The sequence below is a fragment of the Streptomyces sp. CY-1 genome, from assembly GCF_047218265.1.
Classification (GTDB): domain Bacteria; phylum Actinomycetota; class Actinomycetes; order Streptomycetales; family Streptomycetaceae; genus Streptomyces; species Streptomyces niphimycinicus.
This window is the reverse complement of record NZ_CP178393.1, coordinates 2,952,124-2,967,470: the sequence shown is the minus strand read 5'-3', so window position 1 is coordinate 2,967,470 and position 15,347 is coordinate 2,952,124. Positions and strand designations below refer to the sequence as shown.

Sequence of the window (15,347 nt, the reverse complement as noted above, 5' to 3'; positions counted from 1 at the left end):
GGGGTCACCCGGACGTCCCTACGACGTGACGTACCGCCCCTCCGACGGCGGACCGCGAGCGCAAGACCAGGGAGGTGCGTACATGTCCGGGACGACCACGGCCCGCACTCGGCGGACGGCGGGCGTTCCCCGGCAATGGCGCGGCACCGAGGCGGGCGGCGGCGCGAACCGCTGGGTCGTGCTCCTCGTGCTCTGCGTCAGTCTGCTGCTCGTCGCCGTGGACGCGACCGTGCTGCATGTCGCGGTCCCGGCCGTGACCGAGGATCTGCGTCCCGGCGCGATGGAACTGCTGTGGATCGTGGACATCTACCCACTGGTCTGCGCCTCGCTGCTGATCCTCTTCGGCACCCTCGGCGACCGTGTCGGCAGACGGCGCGTCCTGCTGCTCGGCTACGGGCTCTTCGGCGCCGCCTCCGCGCTCGCCGCCTTCGCCCCCAGCCCCCAGATCCTCATCGTGGCCCGCGCCCTGCTGGGCGTCGGCGGCGCGATGATCATGCCCGCGACGCTGTCGATCCTGCGCCAGGTCTTCCCGGACCGCCGGGAGCGGGCGCTGGCCATCGGCGTCTGGAGCGCGGTCGCCGCCGTCGGCGCGGCCGTCGGCCCGCTGCTGGGCGGCTTCCTGGTGGAGAACTTCTGGTGGGGCTCGGTCTTCCTGGTCAACCTGCCCCTGATGATCGTGGCGCTGCCCGTCGGCCGCTGGCTGCTGCCGGAGTCCACCGGCGACCGGAACGGGCCCTGGGACGTGCTGGGCGCGGTCATGGCCGCGTGCGGGCTGTTCTGCGTCGTCTTCGGCGTCAAGCGGATCGGCAGCGGCGCGGATCCGCTGGGCGCCGTGACCACCGCCCCGCTGCTGCTCGGGGTGGTTCTGCTGGTGCTCTTCGTGCGCCGCCAGCGCCGCCGTACGCATCCGCTGGTCGACCTCAAGCTGTTCGCCCGGCCCGCCTTCTCGATCTCCGTCGGCTGTATCGTGCTCGCCCTGCTGGCGCTCGTCGGCCTGGAGCTCATAGCGGCCCAGTACCTCCAGCTCGTGCTCGGGCTCACCCCGCTCGAGACGGGTCTGCGGCTGCTGCCGCTCACCTTCGCCGCCATGGCCGCCGGGCTCGTGGGGTCCCGGATGCTCCAGTGGCTCGGCCCGCGGCTCATGGTCGCCATCGGCTTCGCGCTCACCGCGCTCGCCGTTCTCTCGCTCACCGCCATGGGCCAGGCCGACCGGCCCGCCGTGCTCGTCGGCGGCTTCATCGTCCTGGGCTTCGGCCTGGAGACCACGCTCTTCAGCGCCTACGAGTCGATGCTCAACGAGGCGTCGGCCGGTTCGGCGGGCGGCGCGGCCGCCATCGGCGAGACCTCGTACCAGCTCGGCGCCGGTATCGGCATAGCCCTCCTGGGCAGCGTGATGAACGCCGCCTACAAGCCCGGCGTCTCCTCGGTGCCCGGCGTCCCCGCCTCGGCCAGCTCCGACGCGAGCCAGTCGCTGGGGGCCGCGTACAAGGTCTCCGACCGGCTCGGTGGCCACGCCGGGGAGGCCCTGCGCTCGGCCGCCCGCGGCGCCTTCGTGCACGGTCTGCACGTCACGCTCGCGGTCAGCGCCGGTCTGCTGCTGATGGGCGCGCTCGCCGCGCTGCGGCTGCCCAGGACCATGGAGTGCGCCGCCGACGACGAGGAGTCCGCCCAGGGCCCGGACCAGCGTGCACAGGGCGGTACGGACACCCCGGCCCGGCGTGACCGCGCCGCCGTCGCCGCCGAGTCCTGACCGGCCCCGCCCGAGCCCCGCGCCCTGCGGGGTGTCCAGCGGATCTTGCCGCCCGCGGCGGACTGCTCCCGCCCCGGCCCTGCCCGCGTCCCGTTCCGGCGTGCCCGCCTGCTGCCCCAGCCCTGCCCGCCTGCTGCCCGTGTCCTGGTGGCGCGGTGTGAGCGGGTCTGGACGTCAGGGGTTACCCGGCCGTAGCGTCGGATCGACCGGGCTGATCACCCCGGCCGCCGGGCGGCAGGACGCGCCCCCGGCGACCGGTACCCGCCCGGCGACCCGGACCCGCATCCACCGGAGGCCGCCACCCATGTCCGCTGGCACCCTGCCGTCGTTCGATCCGCGTGACCCGCTGGGGCTCGACGATCTCCTCGACCCCGAGGACCTCGCGGTCCGCGACACCATGCGGCAGTGGGCCGCCGACCGTGTGCTGCCGCATGTCGCCGACTGGTTCGAGCGCGGCGAGGTGCCCGGGATCCGGGAGCTGGCCCGGGAACTCGGCTCCATCGGCGCGCTCGGGATGTCCCTCACCGGCTACGGCTGCGCGGGTGCCAGTCCGATCCAGTACGGCCTGGCCTGTCTGGAGCTGGAGGCCGCCGACTCCGGGATCCGCTCGCTGATGTCGGTGCAGGGCTCCCTGTCCATGTACGCCATCCACCGCTTCGGCTCCGAGGAGCAGAAGCAGCGGTGGCTGCCCCGGATGGCCGCCGGCGAGGTCATCGGCTGCTTCGGGCTGACCGAGCCCGACCATGGCTCGGACCCGGCGGGCATGCGCACCTACGCCAAGCGGGACGGCTCGGACTGGGTGCTCACCGGCCGCAAGATGTGGATCACCAATGGCTCGGTGGCCGGGGTCGCGGTGGTGTGGGCCCGCACCGACGAGGGCATCCGCGGCTTTGTCGTCCCCACCGACGCGCCCGGCTTCTCGGCCCCCGACATCAAGCACAAGTGGTCGCTGCGCGCCTCGGTCACCAGCGAGCTGGTCCTGGACGAGGTGCGGCTGCCGGCCGACGCGGTCCTGCCCGAGGTCACCGGGTTGCGCGGGCCGCTGAGCTGTCTGGGCCACGCCCGCTACGGCATCATCTGGGGCTCGATGGGGGCCGCCCGCTCCGCCTTCGAGTCGGCGCTGGACTACGCGCGCGAGCGCGAGCAGTTCGGCCGGCCGATCGGGGGCTTCCAGCTCACCCAGGCCAAGCTGGCCGATATGGCGCTGGAACTCCACAAGGGGATCCTGCTCGCCCACCATCTGGGGCGGCGCATGGAGGCGGGGCGGCTCCGCCCCGAGCAGGTCAGCTTCGGCAAGCTGAACAATGTGCGCGAGGCGATCGAGATCTGCCGCACGGCCCGGACGATTCTGGGTGCCAACGGGATCTCGCTGGAGTATCCGGTGATGCGGCACGCCACGAATCTGGAGTCCGTGCTCACCTATGAGGGCACCGTCGAAATGCACCAACTGGTGCTGGGCAAGGCGCTCACCGGAATCGACGCATTCCGGTGAGCGGCCCCGGGCGCCAGGCCCTGTGCGGGCCTAGCTCTGGTTGAAAAAGCCCGTGGGGTGGCCGGCCGGGCCGCTGACGATCTGGTAGTCCGCGGGGGTGAGGAGAAAGACGCGGTTGGCCACCCGGTCGATCGAGCCCCGCAGGCCGAAGATCAGCCCGGCCATGAAGTCCACCACGCGCTTGGCGTCGGCCGACTCCATCGTCGTGAGGTTGACGATGACCGGAACGCCCTCCCGGAACATCTCGCCGATGCCGCGGGCATCCCGGAACCCTTCCGGGGTGACCGTGGCGATCCGGGTGCCGTGGTCCCGCGCGGTCTCGTCGGCCACCCGAGCTCGCGGGTCGGTCATCCAGGAGTCGCCGGGCTCGGACCCCTCGGCGTAGTCGTCGTCGTAGTAGCGCTCGTCATCGCTGTCGTCGACGAGGCCAAGCCAGGCACTTGCCTTGCGTACCGATCCCATAGACGCCTCCTCTCCCTGATGGTGTGTACCGTCCGCCCCTCTATGGTCGTCCATGATGCGGATGGTCTGCCACGTGGATTGCGGCCGCACAGGGGATTCGTGACGTTACTGGTGCACAACGGCTGGCGCCATATCAGAGTTCCACCTGCTTATGGGGGCTGACGGAGCGATGGGTAGACTCCGCCGCGGCCGGACGGGTGACGTCGGGGACGTATGGGTGAACGGGGATCGTGGTGTTTGGCATTATCCGGCCTTGTCGGCATCGGCTGTCGGAAAACTTGCGCACCGAGTGGATGGCGCATTTGTGCGGGCTGTGCCTCGCGTTGCGGGGTGACCACGGGCAGTTCGCCCGCGTCGCCACCAATTACGACGGCCTGGTGATATCGGTGCTGGTGGAGGCCCAGGCCGGGCGGTCGGACGGCTGGCGGCGCACCGCCGGGCCGTGTCCGCTGCGCGGGATGCGGACGGCGTCGGTCGCCCGGGGCGAGGGGGCGCGTCTCGCGGCCACCGTCTCGCTGGTGCTGGCCTCGGCGAAGGTACGGGACCATGTCGCGGACGGCGACGGGGCGTTGGCCCGGCGGCCGGTGGCCGCGGCGGCCCGCCGGGTGGCCGGGCGGTGGGACCGGGCGGGGGAGCGCAGCGGCGCCGCGCTCGGCTTCGACACCGCCCTGTTGCTCGACGCGGTCGGCCGGCAGGCGGAGCTGGAGTCCCACGCGGGCCCCGGCACCCCGCTGCTGACCATCACCGAGCCCACCGAGACCGCGACCGCCGCGGCCTTCGGGCACACCGCCGTCCTGGCCGGGCGGCCCGGCAACCGGGCCCCGCTGGAGGAGGCGGGCCGGCTCTTCGGGCGGCTCGCGCATCTGCTGGACGCGGTGGAGGACCTGGCCGAGGACGCCGAGACCGGTGCCTGGAACCCGATCGCGGCCACCGGGGCCGACCTCGCCGAGGTCCGCAGGCTGTGCGACGACGCGGTGCACGGGGTGCGGCTGGCGCTGGGGGACACCGAATTCGCGGGCAAGGGCTCCGGCCGGCTCGCCCATGTGCTGCTCGTTCACGAGCTGGAGCGCGCGGTCGACCGCACCTTCGGCACCACCGGCTGTGCGCACACCGGCCACGGCTCCGGCACCCCGGAGTCGTCCTACGGGCCGCCGCAGTCGCCGTGGATCACCCCGGGCGGCCCCGGCGGCGCCCCGCCGGAGCCGCCGGGGCGCCGCCGGGGGCTGCTCGCGGGCTGCCTGGTGTGGACCGGGCTGTGCTGCACCTGCCAGGTGTGCTGCCGGGATCCGTACCACGACCCGTGGTCCGGGCAGCCGCGCGAGGGCCTGTGCCATAAGTGCGGTGACTGCTGCGACTGTTGTGACTGCTGTAGCAACTGCGGCGACTGCTGTAGCTGCGACTGCTGTGATGGTTGTGACTGCGGCTGCGACTGCTGACGCAATCCAGCCTCTCCGGCGTTTGAGGAGCGGGGGCCGGGGGCGGAGCCCCGGTGGGGGCCGGGGTCGGGCCCCCACGCGGCGGAGCCGCATATCGATGCTGGAGGAAGGGGCGGGGAGGGGCGGGGAGGGGTGGAGTGCTGACGTGTGTGGGAAGGCCGAAGGCGCGTGACGACGCGGAAGTGCGGCCACGCCGGGGGAGGGAATCCGGCGGGCGCGGGCGAAGCCTCGAAGCGCTGAGGGGCGGAAATCCCCTATGGCAGCGGAGGCGGGCGGTCAGCCCGAACAGGACGACGACCACACTCGACCGAAGTCGATGTGGTCGCGCGTGACCAGTCGCTGCCTTGAGTCCATGGGCCAAGTGGAGCAGCCATCCGCTTCCGCGTCAACTGCGGTGAGACGCGCTGCTCACAGTTCGGACAGCCTTGACAGCGCACCGTGGGGACGCCTTAACCTCGGGCCCATGTCGAGCTGAGGGGCTCGGCTGCCGAGCTGAGGGGCTCGGCCGTGTGTGATGGCCATGCGTGTGTTCACTTCAGAACTCACGGAGCCTCCGCATGTCCGCGAACCCGGACCAGCCTCCCCGATCACCCGCCACGATCGTCATCGTCGGCGCCGGCCCGCGTGCCACCGGTCTGATCGAGCGCCTCGCCGCCAACGCCCCCGAACTGCGCGGCGACGGCGCCCCGTTCGAGCTGCACCTGGTCGATCCGCATCCGCCCGGCGGCGGCCGCATCTGGCGCCCGGACCAGTCCCCGCTGCTGTGGATGAACTCCATGGCCGAGGACGTCACCATGTTCACCGACGAGTCGGTGGAGCGCGAAGGACCGATACGCCCCGGCCCCTCCCTCGCCGAATGGGCCGACAGGATCCGCGCGGGGGAGCCGCCCGGCGCCCGCGCCCTGCCGCCCGAACTCGCCGCCGAGGCCGCCGCCCTGACCGGGCAGAGCTTCGCCACCCGACGCCTCCAGAGCGCCTATCTGCGTTGGGTGTACGAGCGCTCGGTGGCCGCCCTGCCGCCCGGGACCACCGTCCATGAACACCGGGACCGGGCCGTACGTGTCACCGGACCGCGCGACGGACGTCAGCAGGTGTGGCTGGAGGGGCGGACCGCCCCGCTCACCGCCGACGCCGTGGTCCTCGCCCTCGGCCACCTCGACGCCGAACCCGACGCCGAGCAGCGCGCGCTCACCGCGTTCGCCGCCGAGCACGGACTCGTCCACCTCCCGCCGGAGTTCACCGCCGACAGCGAGCTGAGCGTGCTGCGCCCCGGCGAGCCGGTGCTGGTGCGCGGCCTCGGCCTCGCCTTCGTCGATCTGATGGCGCTGCTCACCGAGGGGCGCGGCGGACGCTATGAGCGCGGCCCGGACGGGGATCTGGTCTACCGGCCGTCGGGCCGCGAGCCCGTGCTGTACGCCGGTTCGCGGCGCGGCGTCCCGTACCACGCCAAGATCGGCTACTCGCTGAGCGGTGAGCGGCCCCCGGTGCCGCGCTTCTTCGGCCCCGCCCAGGTCGACGCGTTGCGCTCGCTTCCCGGGCGGCCGGACTTCCGGCGCGACATCTGGCCGCTGATCGCCAAGGAGCTGGGATTCGCCCACTACCACCGGCTGTTCACCGCCCATCCGGAGCGGACGGCCGGGGAGTGGCCCGCGTTCGAGGAGAAGTACGCCGCCTGCCCGCCCGGCAGCCCCGAACTGGACGCCCTGGTCGCCGCGGCCGTCCCCGACCCGGCCGACCGGCTCGATCTCGACGCCCTCGACCACCCCCTGGCCGGGCTGCGGTTCCCCGACCACGAGGCCCTGGAGCAGGGGCTGCGCGCCCATGTCGAGGCCGACCTCGCCCGCCGTCGCAACCCCGCGCACAGCCCCGACCTGGCCGTCTTCCTCGCCCTGCTCTCCGTCTACGGCCAGTTGATCCGGCTCGGCGACATCGGCGGCTGGTGGCACGGCTTCTTCAGCTTCCTCGCCTCCGGCCCGCCCGGCCCACGGCTCGAGCAACTGCTCGCGCTCTCCCGCGCCGGAGTGGTGCGCTTCCTCGGCGCCGAGACGACCGTGACCGCCGATCCGCTGCGCGGGGTGTTCCGGGCGAGCTCCGCCAGTGTGCCCGGCCATGCCGTCGAGGCCCGTGCGCTGGTCGAGGCCCGGCTGCCGGAGCCCACCGTGGACCGCTCCCGCGACACCCTGCTGCGCTCCCTGCACCGCGACGGCGCCGCCGCCACCCCGGCCGGACTGCTCGCCGTCAGCCCCGCCGACGGCCGGATCCTGGACCGGGCCGGAAGCCCGCATCCGCGCCGCTTCGCGCTCGGCCCGCACACCGACGCCCGCGCGTCGGGCGCCTTCGCCCGGCCCCGTACCAACGCGCCCGCGTTCCGGCAGAACGACGCCACCGCGCGGGCCCTGCTGCGCTGTCTGCGCGACCTGTCCTGTCGCGCCTCGCTCACCGCCTGAGCGCCCCCCGGAAGACCGTTCCCGGGAAAACCTCCGCTCTCCTCCCAAGGACCCCAAGGACCCCAAGGACCCTCCATGTCGCTGACCTCCGATCCACCTGTCGACAAAACCGCCGAAAGCGGCGCCGCCGAACGCGAGGACTACTCCGCCCTCAAGGTCGTCCCGGTACGCCACCCCTGGCGCTGGGCCGCCGTCGCCGTCACCGCCGTCCTGGTGGCCCAGTTCGCCAACGGCCTGATCACCAACCCCGGCTGGGAGTGGGACGTCTTCGCCGACTTCTTCACCACCCGGACCGTCCTCAAGGCGGTCTGGATCACCATCCAGCTCACCTTCTACGGCACCGCGCTCGGCTTCGCCCTCGGGATCGTCCTCGCCTTCATGCGGCTGTCCCGGAGCCCGTTCCTGAAGTCGGTGGCCTTCACCTATATCTGGGCGTTCCGCTCCATCCCGCTCATCGTCCAACTGCTCTTCTGGTTCAACCTCACCTATCTCTACAAGCGGCTCGACTTCGGCATCCCCTTCGGCCCCGGCTTCTTCTCCTTCGACACCGCGGGGCTGGTCGGCGCGATGAGCGCGGCGGTGCTCGGACTCGCCCTCCACCAGGCGGCCTACGCGGCGGAGATCGTGCGCGGCGGGGTCCTCGCCGTCGACGGCGGACAGTTGGAGGCGGCGGCCGCGCTCGGCATCCCCCGGCTGCGGCAGTTGCGCAGGATCGTGCTGCCGCAGGCGATGCGGTCGATCCTGCCGAACGCCGCCAACGAGGTCATCTCGCTCTTCAAGGGCACCTCGATCGTCTCCGTCATGGCGATCGGCGAACTCTTCTACCAGGTGCAGGTCATCTACGGACGCAACGGCCGGGTCGTGCCGCTGCTGATGGTCGCGACCGTCTGGTACATCATCCTGACCACCGTGCTCTCGATCGCGCAGTACTACGTCGAGCGCCGCTTCTCGCGGGGAGCCACCCGATGACCGCCATGGTCGACATCCGTTCCGTCCACAAGAGCTTCGGGTCGCTGGAGGTGCTGCGCGGTATCGACCTGGAGGTGCGCTCCGGGGAGGTGGCCGTCGTCCTCGGGCCGTCGGGCTCCGGCAAGTCCACGCTGCTGCGCGCAATCAACCATCTGGAGAAGGTGGACAGCGGCTGGATCAGCGTCGGCGGCTCGCTGGTCGGCTACCGCCGCCAGGGCGACCGCCTCTATGAGCTGCGCGAACGCGAGATCCTCAAACAGCGCACCCGGATCGGCTTCGTCTTCCAGAACTTCAACCTCTTCCCGCATCTGACGGTGCTGGAGAACATCGTCGAGGCGCCGGTCTCGGCCCTGCGCCGCCCCAGGAAAGAAGCGGTCCACCGCGCCGAGACGCTGCTCGCCCGGGTCGGTCTGGCCGACAAGGCGGCCGCGTACCCCCGGCAGCTCTCCGGCGGACAGCAGCAGCGGGTGGCGATCGCCCGCGCCCTCGCCCTGGAGCCCGAGCTGCTGCTCTTCGACGAGCCGACCTCCGCCCTCGACCCCGAACTGGTCGGCGAGGTTCTCGATGTCATCAAGGACCTGGCCCATCAGGGCACCACGATGATCGTCGTCACCCATGAGATCGGCTTCGCGCGGGAGGTCGCCGACACCGTCGTCTTCATGGACGGCGGCCGGATCGTCGAGCAGGGCCCACCGGCCGAGGTGCTGGACTCCCCACGCGAGGAACGCACCAAGGCGTTTCTCTCCAAGGTCCTCTGAGGCCGCCGATGTTCACGAGATCACCGATGTTCACGAGATCACCGATGTTCACGAGATCACCGATGTTCACGAGATCACCGATGTTCACGAGATCACCGATGTTCACTTACGCAAGGAGCACCACCGTGAAGACCCGCCGCACCCTCGTCACCGCCGTCGCCGCCCTCACCGCCGCCGCCCTGCTCGGCGGCTGCGGCGACGGCGATGCCCGGGAGACGGTGGGCTCCAAGGGCACCAAGGGCGCCAGCACCATCAATATCGGCCCCGACCAGCACCGCGTCAGAGGGAAGAAGGTCGACTCGATCGCGGCGAAGGTGCCGGCCGCGATCCGCGCACGCGGCACCCTGCGCATCGGCGGCAGCGCCGACGCCTCCCCGCCGCTCGGCTTCTACGCGACCGACGACAAGACCCGGATCGGCTCCGAGATCGACCTCGCCACGCTGGTCGCCGACACCCTCGGGCTCAAGGTCGACTTCCAGGCGGTCTCCTGGGAGAACCTCTTCGTCGGCCTCGACAGCTCCAAGTTCGACGGCGTCTTCTCCAATGTGACGGTCACCGAGGAGCGCAAGGAGAAGTACGACTTCGCCACCTACCGGCTGGACGACCTCGCCTTCGAGGCCAAGAAGGGCACCTCCTGGCGGGTCAAGGGCCCCGAGGACGTGGCGGGCAAGACCATCTCGGTCGCCTCCGGCACCAACCAGGAGAAGATCCTGGTCGACTGGAGCAAGCAGAACCAGAAGGCGGGCCGCAAGCCCGTGGACATCAAGTACTTCCAGAAGGACACCGACTACTACCTCGCCCTTCAATCGGGCCGTATCGACGCCTACTTCGGCCCCCACCCCACCTCCGCCTACCACGTCGCCTCGGCCGGTCAGACCCAGGTGATCGGCCGCTTCTCGGGCGGTGGCGACCAGGTGCAGGGCAAGATCGCGGCCACCACCAGGAAGGGCAGCGGGCTGGTCGACGCCTACGCCGCGGCCCTGGACCACGTGATCGAGGACGGCTCGTACGCCAAGGTCCTCAAGCGCTGGGGGCTCGCGGGCGAGGCGGTGAAGAAGTCCGAGATCAACCCGCCCGGTCTGCCCAAGCCGTGACCGTGCCCCCCGCTCCCGACCCAGGAAGGCCCTGACCATGGCCGTACCGACCGGCACCCTGCACCTGGCCGCCGCCATCGACGGCGACGGGCAGTACCAGGCGCCGTACTACGTGGAGCTCGCCCGCCTCGCCGAGGAGGGCACGCTCGACTTCATCACCCTGGACGACACCTTCGGCCCTCCGGGGCCGGGCCGGGGCAGGCTCGACGCGCTCGCCGTCCTCGCGCGTGTCGCGCCCGCCACCGGGCGGATCGGACTGGTGCCGACCGTCACCACCACCCACACCGAGCCGTTCCATGTCTCCTCCGCGGTCGCCACCTTGGACTGGGTCAGCCGCGGCCGGGCGGGCTGGCGGGTCGAGGTGTCGGCGACGGAGGCGGAGGCCCGGCTGGTGGGCCGCCGCCCCGCCGCGCCGGCCGGGGAGCTGTGGGCCGAGGCGGGGGAGGTCGCCGATGTGGTGGCCCGGCTGTGGGATAGCTGGGAGGACGACGCCGAGATCCGTGACACCGCCACCGGCCGCTTCATCGACCGCGACAAGCTGCACTACGTGGACTTCGAGGGCGCGCACTTCTCGGTGCGCGGCCCGGCCATCGTGCCCCGGCCGCCGCAGGGCCACCCGGTGGTGGCCGTCGCCGCCACCGACCCGGTGACCTGGCAGACCGCGGCCCGACACGCCGATGTGGTGTACCTGCGCGCCACCTCTCCGGAGGAGGCGGGCCGCATCCGCGACGAGCTGCGGCGCCGCGCGGTGGCGCACGGCCGGGAGCCCGGCGCGCTCACCGTGCTCGCCGCCGTCGCCGTGGACCTGGCCGACGGGGAGGGCGCGCCCGGGAGTGCCCCGGCCGTGAACTCGCCGGTCGTGCTGACCGACACGCCCGGCGGACCGCCGCTGTACCGCGGGGGACCGGCCGGACTCGCCGACCTGATCACCGGCTGGCATACCGCCGACGCGGTGGACGGGTTCCACATCACCCCCGTCGCCCCACGCCATGACCTGGAACGTTTCGTCAACGGCACCGTGGCGCTGCTCCAGCACCGAGGGCTGTTCCGCACCTTCTATCCCGGTGCGACACTCCGCGACCACCTGGGGCTTTCCCGCCCGGCCAGCCGCTACGCCCTGGAGCGGGAGGCCACCCGATGAGCAGGCAGCACAAGCAGATCCACCTCGCGGCCCACTTCCCGGGTGTCAACAACACCACCGTCTGGACCGACCCCCGGTCCCGAAGCCAGATCGACTTCGGCTCCTTCGAACATCTCGCGCGCACCGCCGAGCGCGGGCTGTTCGACTTCTTCTTCCTCGCCGAGGGGCTGCGGCTGCGTGAGCACAACGGCCGGATCCATGACCTCGACGTGGTCGGCAGGCCGGAGTCGATCACCGTGCTGAACGCGCTCGCGGCCGTCACCGAACGGCTGGGGCTGGCCGCCACCGTCAACGCCACGTTCAACGAACCGTACGAACTGGCCCGCCGGCTGGCCTCCCTGGACCATCTCAGCGGGGGCCGCGCCGCCTGGAACGTGGTCACCTCCTCCGACGCCTTCACCGGCGAGAACTTCCGGCGCGGCGGCTTCCTGGACCGGGCCGACCGCTACACCCGGGCCGCCGAGTTCGTCGCCACCGCCCGTGAGCTGTGGGACTCCTGGACGCCGGACGGCACGCCCCGCCCGTTCGCCCACACCGGCGGGCACTTCACCATCGAGGGCGAGTTCGGCGTGGAACGCTCACCGCAGGGCCATCCGGTGGTGATCCAGGCCGGGGACTCCGACGAGGGCCGGGAGTTCGCCGCCTCCGCCGCCGACATCATCTTCACCCGGCATGGCTCGCTGGAGGCCGGGCGCGCCTTCTACGCCGACGTCAAGCGGCGGCTCGCGCGGTACGGGCGGGCCCCGGAGGAGCTGAAGATCATGCCCGGGGTGACCCTGGTCCTCGGCGACACCGCGGCCGACGCCCAGGAGAAGGCCGCCGAGATCCGGCTCCAGCAGGTCTCACCGCAGACCGCGCTGCTCACCCTGGAACAGATCTGGGGTGTGGACCTGTCCGGCTACGACCCGGACGGGCCGCTTCCGGACATCGACCCGGACCCCGACTCGCAGTTGACCCAGGGCCGGGTGCGGCATGGCGATCCGCTGGCCGTCGCCGCCAAGTGGCGGGCGCTGTCGGAGGAGAAAGGGCTGTCCATCCGGCAGACCGTCATCGAGGCCAACGGGCGTCAGTCGTTCATCGGCACCCCGGAGGCGGTCGCCGCGCAGATGACGGAATTCGTCGCCACCGACGCCGCCGACGGCTTCATCCTCGTCCCGCATCTGACCCCCGGCGGGCTCGATGACTTCGTGGACCGGGTGGTGCCGCTGCTCCAGGAGCGCGGGGTGTTCCGCACCGCGTACAGCGGTACGACACTCCGTGACCACCTGGGACTTCCCTATCCGGGGGAGCGGGGCTGAGCGGCTTCGCACCGGCCCGGCCGCGGGGATGTGACCGGCCGGTGCCATAGCGGAACCCGATCGCCCGCGCGTCCGTCTCAGGGGTTACCCAGGGGATGGGAGCACAAGCCCCGGCGGCCTGAACCCGCCGGGGCTATGTGGCGTGTGCCCGCCGACCGTTCCGAATTGTCCTCTTGCGCGGTGCGCCCACGGCCACGAATACTTCCGGAAGCGCTTGTCAGGGGCACGCCGAATCGGGTCGTATCGGCGTCGGCGTGCTCATTGACTGCGCCTCACGGGCCTGCCCACCCAGGCCCCCGATTCCCCCGGAGGAAGAGTTGAGGATCAAGCGCAACGCCCCCCACAACAAGCAGGCGAGACGTATCGCCCTGATCGCCGCGACCTCCGCCCTGGTGGCCGGAGCGGCGCTCGCCGCCCCCGCCGCCTACGCCGGAAGCGACGGCGCCCGCACCTTCAGCGCGGCTGAGGCCAAGTCGGCGAGCGACGCCGTCCTCAAGGCCGATGTCGCGGGCACCGCCTGGTACGTCGACAAGGCGACCAACAAGCTCCACGTCACCGCCGACAGCACGGTGTCCCAGAGCGAGATAACCAAGATCAAGAACACCGCCGGTGCGAGCGCCGACGCGATCGAGGTCAAGCGGACCTCGGGCAAGATTCAGAAGCTGATCTCGGGCGGCGACGCGATCTACGCGGATAGCTGGCGCTGCTCCCTCGGCTTCAACGTGCGCAACAGCAGCGGGGCCAACTACTTCGTCACCGCCGGTCACTGCACCGACGGCGCGGGCACCTGGTGGTCGAACTCCGGCCACTCCACCACCATCGGCCCGACGGCCGGCTCCAGCTTCCCGACCAACGACTACGGTCTGGTCCGGTACAGCGGCTCGGCCACCCCCCAGGGCACCGTCGGCAGCCAGGACATCACCTCGGCCGCCAACCCGACCGTGGGCCAGACGGTCACCCGGCGCGGCTCCACCACCGGCATCCACAGCGGCCGGGTCACCGCGCTGAACGCCACGGTCAACTACGGCAACGGCGACATCGTCTACGGCATGATCCAGACCACGGTCTGCGCCGAGCCCGGCGACAGCGGCGGCCCGCTCTATGCCGGCTCCACCGCCCTCGGCCTCACCTCCGGCGGCAGCGGCAACTGCACCTCCGGTGGCACCACGTTCTTCCAGCCGGTCGTCGAGGCGCTGAACGCGTACGGCGTGAGCGTCTACTGATCGGCGCCGTCCCCTCGCTGATCATCTCCGCACCAGGCTGAACGAGAGCCCCCGTCCGGGCCACCGGACGGGGGCTCTCCGCGTCCCTGGGGGAGTCTTTCCCTGCTTCCGGAAGGGGTCATTCCGCGGCCCTCCCCACTGTCCGGCGGGCGGACTATCGTGGACATGTACCCCACGAGGGGCATTGTTCACGATACGGACGGCAGGTGGCCGTGATGGTCGATGCGCTCGTGACATTGATAGTGGTACTGGCTTGCCTCGGCGCCCTTGGCGTGCTGGCCGCGGCCCGGGTGGTCAAGCAGTACGAGCGGGGTGTGGTCTTCCGGCTCGGGAGGCTGCGCTCGGATATCCGGGGGCCCGGATTCACCATGATCACCCCCATGGTCGACCGGCTCCAGAAGGTCAATATGCAGATCGTGACGATGCCCGTGCCCGCGCAGGAGGGCATCACCCGGGACAACGTGACCGTGCGGGTCGACGCCGTCGTCTACTTCAAGGTCGTGGACCCGGCCGAGGCGCTCATCGCGGTCGAGGACTACCGCTTCGCCGTCTCCCAGATGGCCCAGACCTCGCTGCGGTCGATCATCGGAAAGAGCGATCTGGACGATCTGCTCTCCAACCGGGAGAAGCTCAACCAGGGCCTCGAGCTCATGATCGACAGCCCGGCCGTCGGCTGGGGCGTCCATATCGACCGGGTGGAGATCAAGGACGTGTCGCTGCCGGAGACCATGAAGCGGTCGATGGCCCGCCAGGCGGAGGCCGACCGGGAGCGCCGTGCCCGGGTCATCAACGCGGACGCGGAGCTCCAGGCGTCGCGGAAGCTGGCCGAGGCCGCCGCCCAGATGGCCGACACCCCCTCGGCCCTCCAGTTGCGGCTGCTCCAGACGGTGATGGCGGTCGCCGCCGAGAAGAACTCCACGCTGGTGCTGCCCATCCCGGTCGAGCTGCTGCGCTTCCTGGAGCGGGGTGCGCAGGAGATCCCGGCCGCGGCCCAGATGGCCGCCCGGGCGGAAGGCGATGCGGAGGGCGGCGCCCCGGCCGCCGGTCCGGCCGCCGCCCCGGAGCGGGAGGCCGCGCCCGCGCAGCCGGCCCAGCCCGCCCGGCAGGCGATGCCGACGCTCACCGAGCGCGAACCGGAGCCGCGTGCCGTGGACCGATGAGCCGCCGGAGGTGACCTGATCCGCCAAGAGGGCTCTTGCCACAGGGTCTTCCGCGAGGGGATCACGCGCGGTTGATTCGCCCGGTTTGACGGCTCGTCCGGATAACTGATTCGGTGC

Annotated in this window: 12 protein-coding genes; 11 read left to right on the top strand and 1 reads right to left on the bottom strand. The window is 71.7% G+C overall.

Annotation, left to right across the window (positions count from 1 at the left end):
* Positions 1–82: 82 nt before the first annotated feature.
* A complete protein-coding gene (locus ACK1X7_RS12700; protein ID WP_385146363.1) occupies positions 83–1,750 on the top strand; it encodes an MFS transporter in 1,668 nt (555 codons plus the stop codon).
* Positions 1,751–2,054: 304 nt separating this feature from the next.
* Complete coding sequence (locus tag ACK1X7_RS12695) at positions 2,055–3,242, top strand: acyl-CoA dehydrogenase family protein (protein WP_382958943.1); 1,188 nt, start codon at positions 2,055–2,057, stop codon at positions 3,240–3,242.
* Between the two features lie 30 nt (positions 3,243–3,272).
* On the opposite strand, the gene ACK1X7_RS12690 is transcribed toward ACK1X7_RS12695, so the two are convergent.
* Positions 3,273–3,704: a cell division protein SepF gene (locus ACK1X7_RS12690; RefSeq protein ID WP_216345240.1), complete on the bottom strand. Its 432-nt coding sequence runs from the start codon at positions 3,702–3,704 to the stop codon at positions 3,273–3,275.
* A gap of 233 nt (positions 3,705–3,937) precedes the next feature.
* On the opposite strand from ACK1X7_RS12690, the gene ACK1X7_RS12685 reads away from it, so the two are divergent.
* The 9 genes from ACK1X7_RS12685 to ACK1X7_RS12645 all read left to right on the top strand — a co-directional run bounded on the left by ACK1X7_RS12685 (position 3,938) and on the right by ACK1X7_RS12645 (position 15,230).
* Positions 3,938–5,140 carry a DUF5685 family protein gene (locus tag ACK1X7_RS12685; protein ID WP_385146395.1) on the top strand — a complete coding sequence of 401 codons (1,203 nt, stop codon included), beginning with the start codon at positions 3,938–3,940 and terminating at the stop codon, positions 5,138–5,140.
* Positions 5,141–5,697: 557 nt separating this feature from the next.
* A complete protein-coding gene (locus ACK1X7_RS12680) occupies positions 5,698–7,587 on the top strand; it encodes an FAD/NAD(P)-binding protein (RefSeq protein ID WP_390793835.1) in 1,890 nt (629 codons plus the stop codon).
* A gap of 75 nt (positions 7,588–7,662) precedes the next feature.
* Positions 7,663–8,556, top strand: coding sequence for an amino acid ABC transporter permease (locus ACK1X7_RS12675; RefSeq protein WP_398160130.1), 894 nt, complete (start codon positions 7,663–7,665; stop codon positions 8,554–8,556).
* Positions 8,557–8,561: 5 nt separating this feature from the next.
* Entirely contained in the window at positions 8,562–9,314 is a 753-nt protein-coding gene (locus ACK1X7_RS12670) for an amino acid ABC transporter ATP-binding protein (RefSeq protein WP_385146397.1), read from the top strand.
* 125 nt (positions 9,315–9,439) lie between these two features.
* Entirely contained in the window at positions 9,440–10,408 is a 969-nt protein-coding gene (locus ACK1X7_RS12665) for an ABC transporter substrate-binding protein (protein WP_385146371.1), read from the top strand.
* A 37-nt stretch (positions 10,409–10,445) separates the two neighbouring features.
* Positions 10,446–11,549, top strand: coding sequence for an LLM class flavin-dependent oxidoreductase (locus tag ACK1X7_RS12660; RefSeq protein ID WP_385146373.1), 1,104 nt, complete (start codon positions 10,446–10,448; stop codon positions 11,547–11,549).
* A complete protein-coding gene (locus ACK1X7_RS12655; protein WP_385146375.1) occupies positions 11,546–12,847 on the top strand; it encodes an NtaA/DmoA family FMN-dependent monooxygenase in 1,302 nt (433 codons plus the stop codon). Before ACK1X7_RS12660 ends, ACK1X7_RS12655 begins: the two co-directional genes overlap by 4 nt.
* A 317-nt stretch (positions 12,848–13,164) precedes the next feature.
* Positions 13,165–14,070 carry a S1 family peptidase gene (locus ACK1X7_RS12650; RefSeq protein ID WP_385146377.1) on the top strand — a complete coding sequence of 302 codons (906 nt, stop codon included), beginning with the start codon at positions 13,165–13,167 and terminating at the stop codon, positions 14,068–14,070.
* 215 nt (positions 14,071–14,285) lie between these two features.
* The gene (locus ACK1X7_RS12645) at positions 14,286–15,230 is read left to right on the top strand and encodes a slipin family protein (protein WP_385146379.1); all 945 of its coding nucleotides are present in this window, start codon (positions 14,286–14,288) and stop codon (positions 15,228–15,230) included.
* Positions 15,231–15,347: the final 117 nt, after the last annotated feature.

Excerpts from the sequence above, each read along its gene's own strand:
- ACK1X7_RS12700 (WP_385146363.1), top strand. The coding sequence starts at position 83 with ATGTCCGGGACGACCACGGCCCGCACTCGGCGGACGGCGGGCGTTCCC.
- ACK1X7_RS12695 (WP_382958943.1), top strand. The coding sequence starts at position 2,055 with ATGTCCGCTGGCACCCTGCCGTCGTTCGATCCGCGTGACCCGCTGGGG.
- ACK1X7_RS12690 (WP_216345240.1), bottom strand. The coding sequence starts at position 3,704 with ATGGGATCGGTACGCAAGGCAAGTGCCTGGCTTGGCCTCGTCGACGAC.
- ACK1X7_RS12680 (WP_390793835.1), top strand. The coding sequence starts at position 5,698 with ATGTCCGCGAACCCGGACCAGCCTCCCCGATCACCCGCCACGATCGTC.
- ACK1X7_RS12675 (WP_398160130.1), top strand. The coding sequence starts at position 7,663 with ATGTCGCTGACCTCCGATCCACCTGTCGACAAAACCGCCGAAAGCGGC.
- ACK1X7_RS12670 (WP_385146397.1), top strand. The coding sequence starts at position 8,562 with ATGGTCGACATCCGTTCCGTCCACAAGAGCTTCGGGTCGCTGGAGGTG.
- ACK1X7_RS12660 (WP_385146373.1), top strand. The coding sequence starts at position 10,446 with ATGGCCGTACCGACCGGCACCCTGCACCTGGCCGCCGCCATCGACGGC.
- ACK1X7_RS12655 (WP_385146375.1), top strand. The coding sequence starts at position 11,546 with ATGAGCAGGCAGCACAAGCAGATCCACCTCGCGGCCCACTTCCCGGGT.
- ACK1X7_RS12645 (WP_385146379.1), top strand. The coding sequence starts at position 14,286 with ATGGTCGATGCGCTCGTGACATTGATAGTGGTACTGGCTTGCCTCGGC.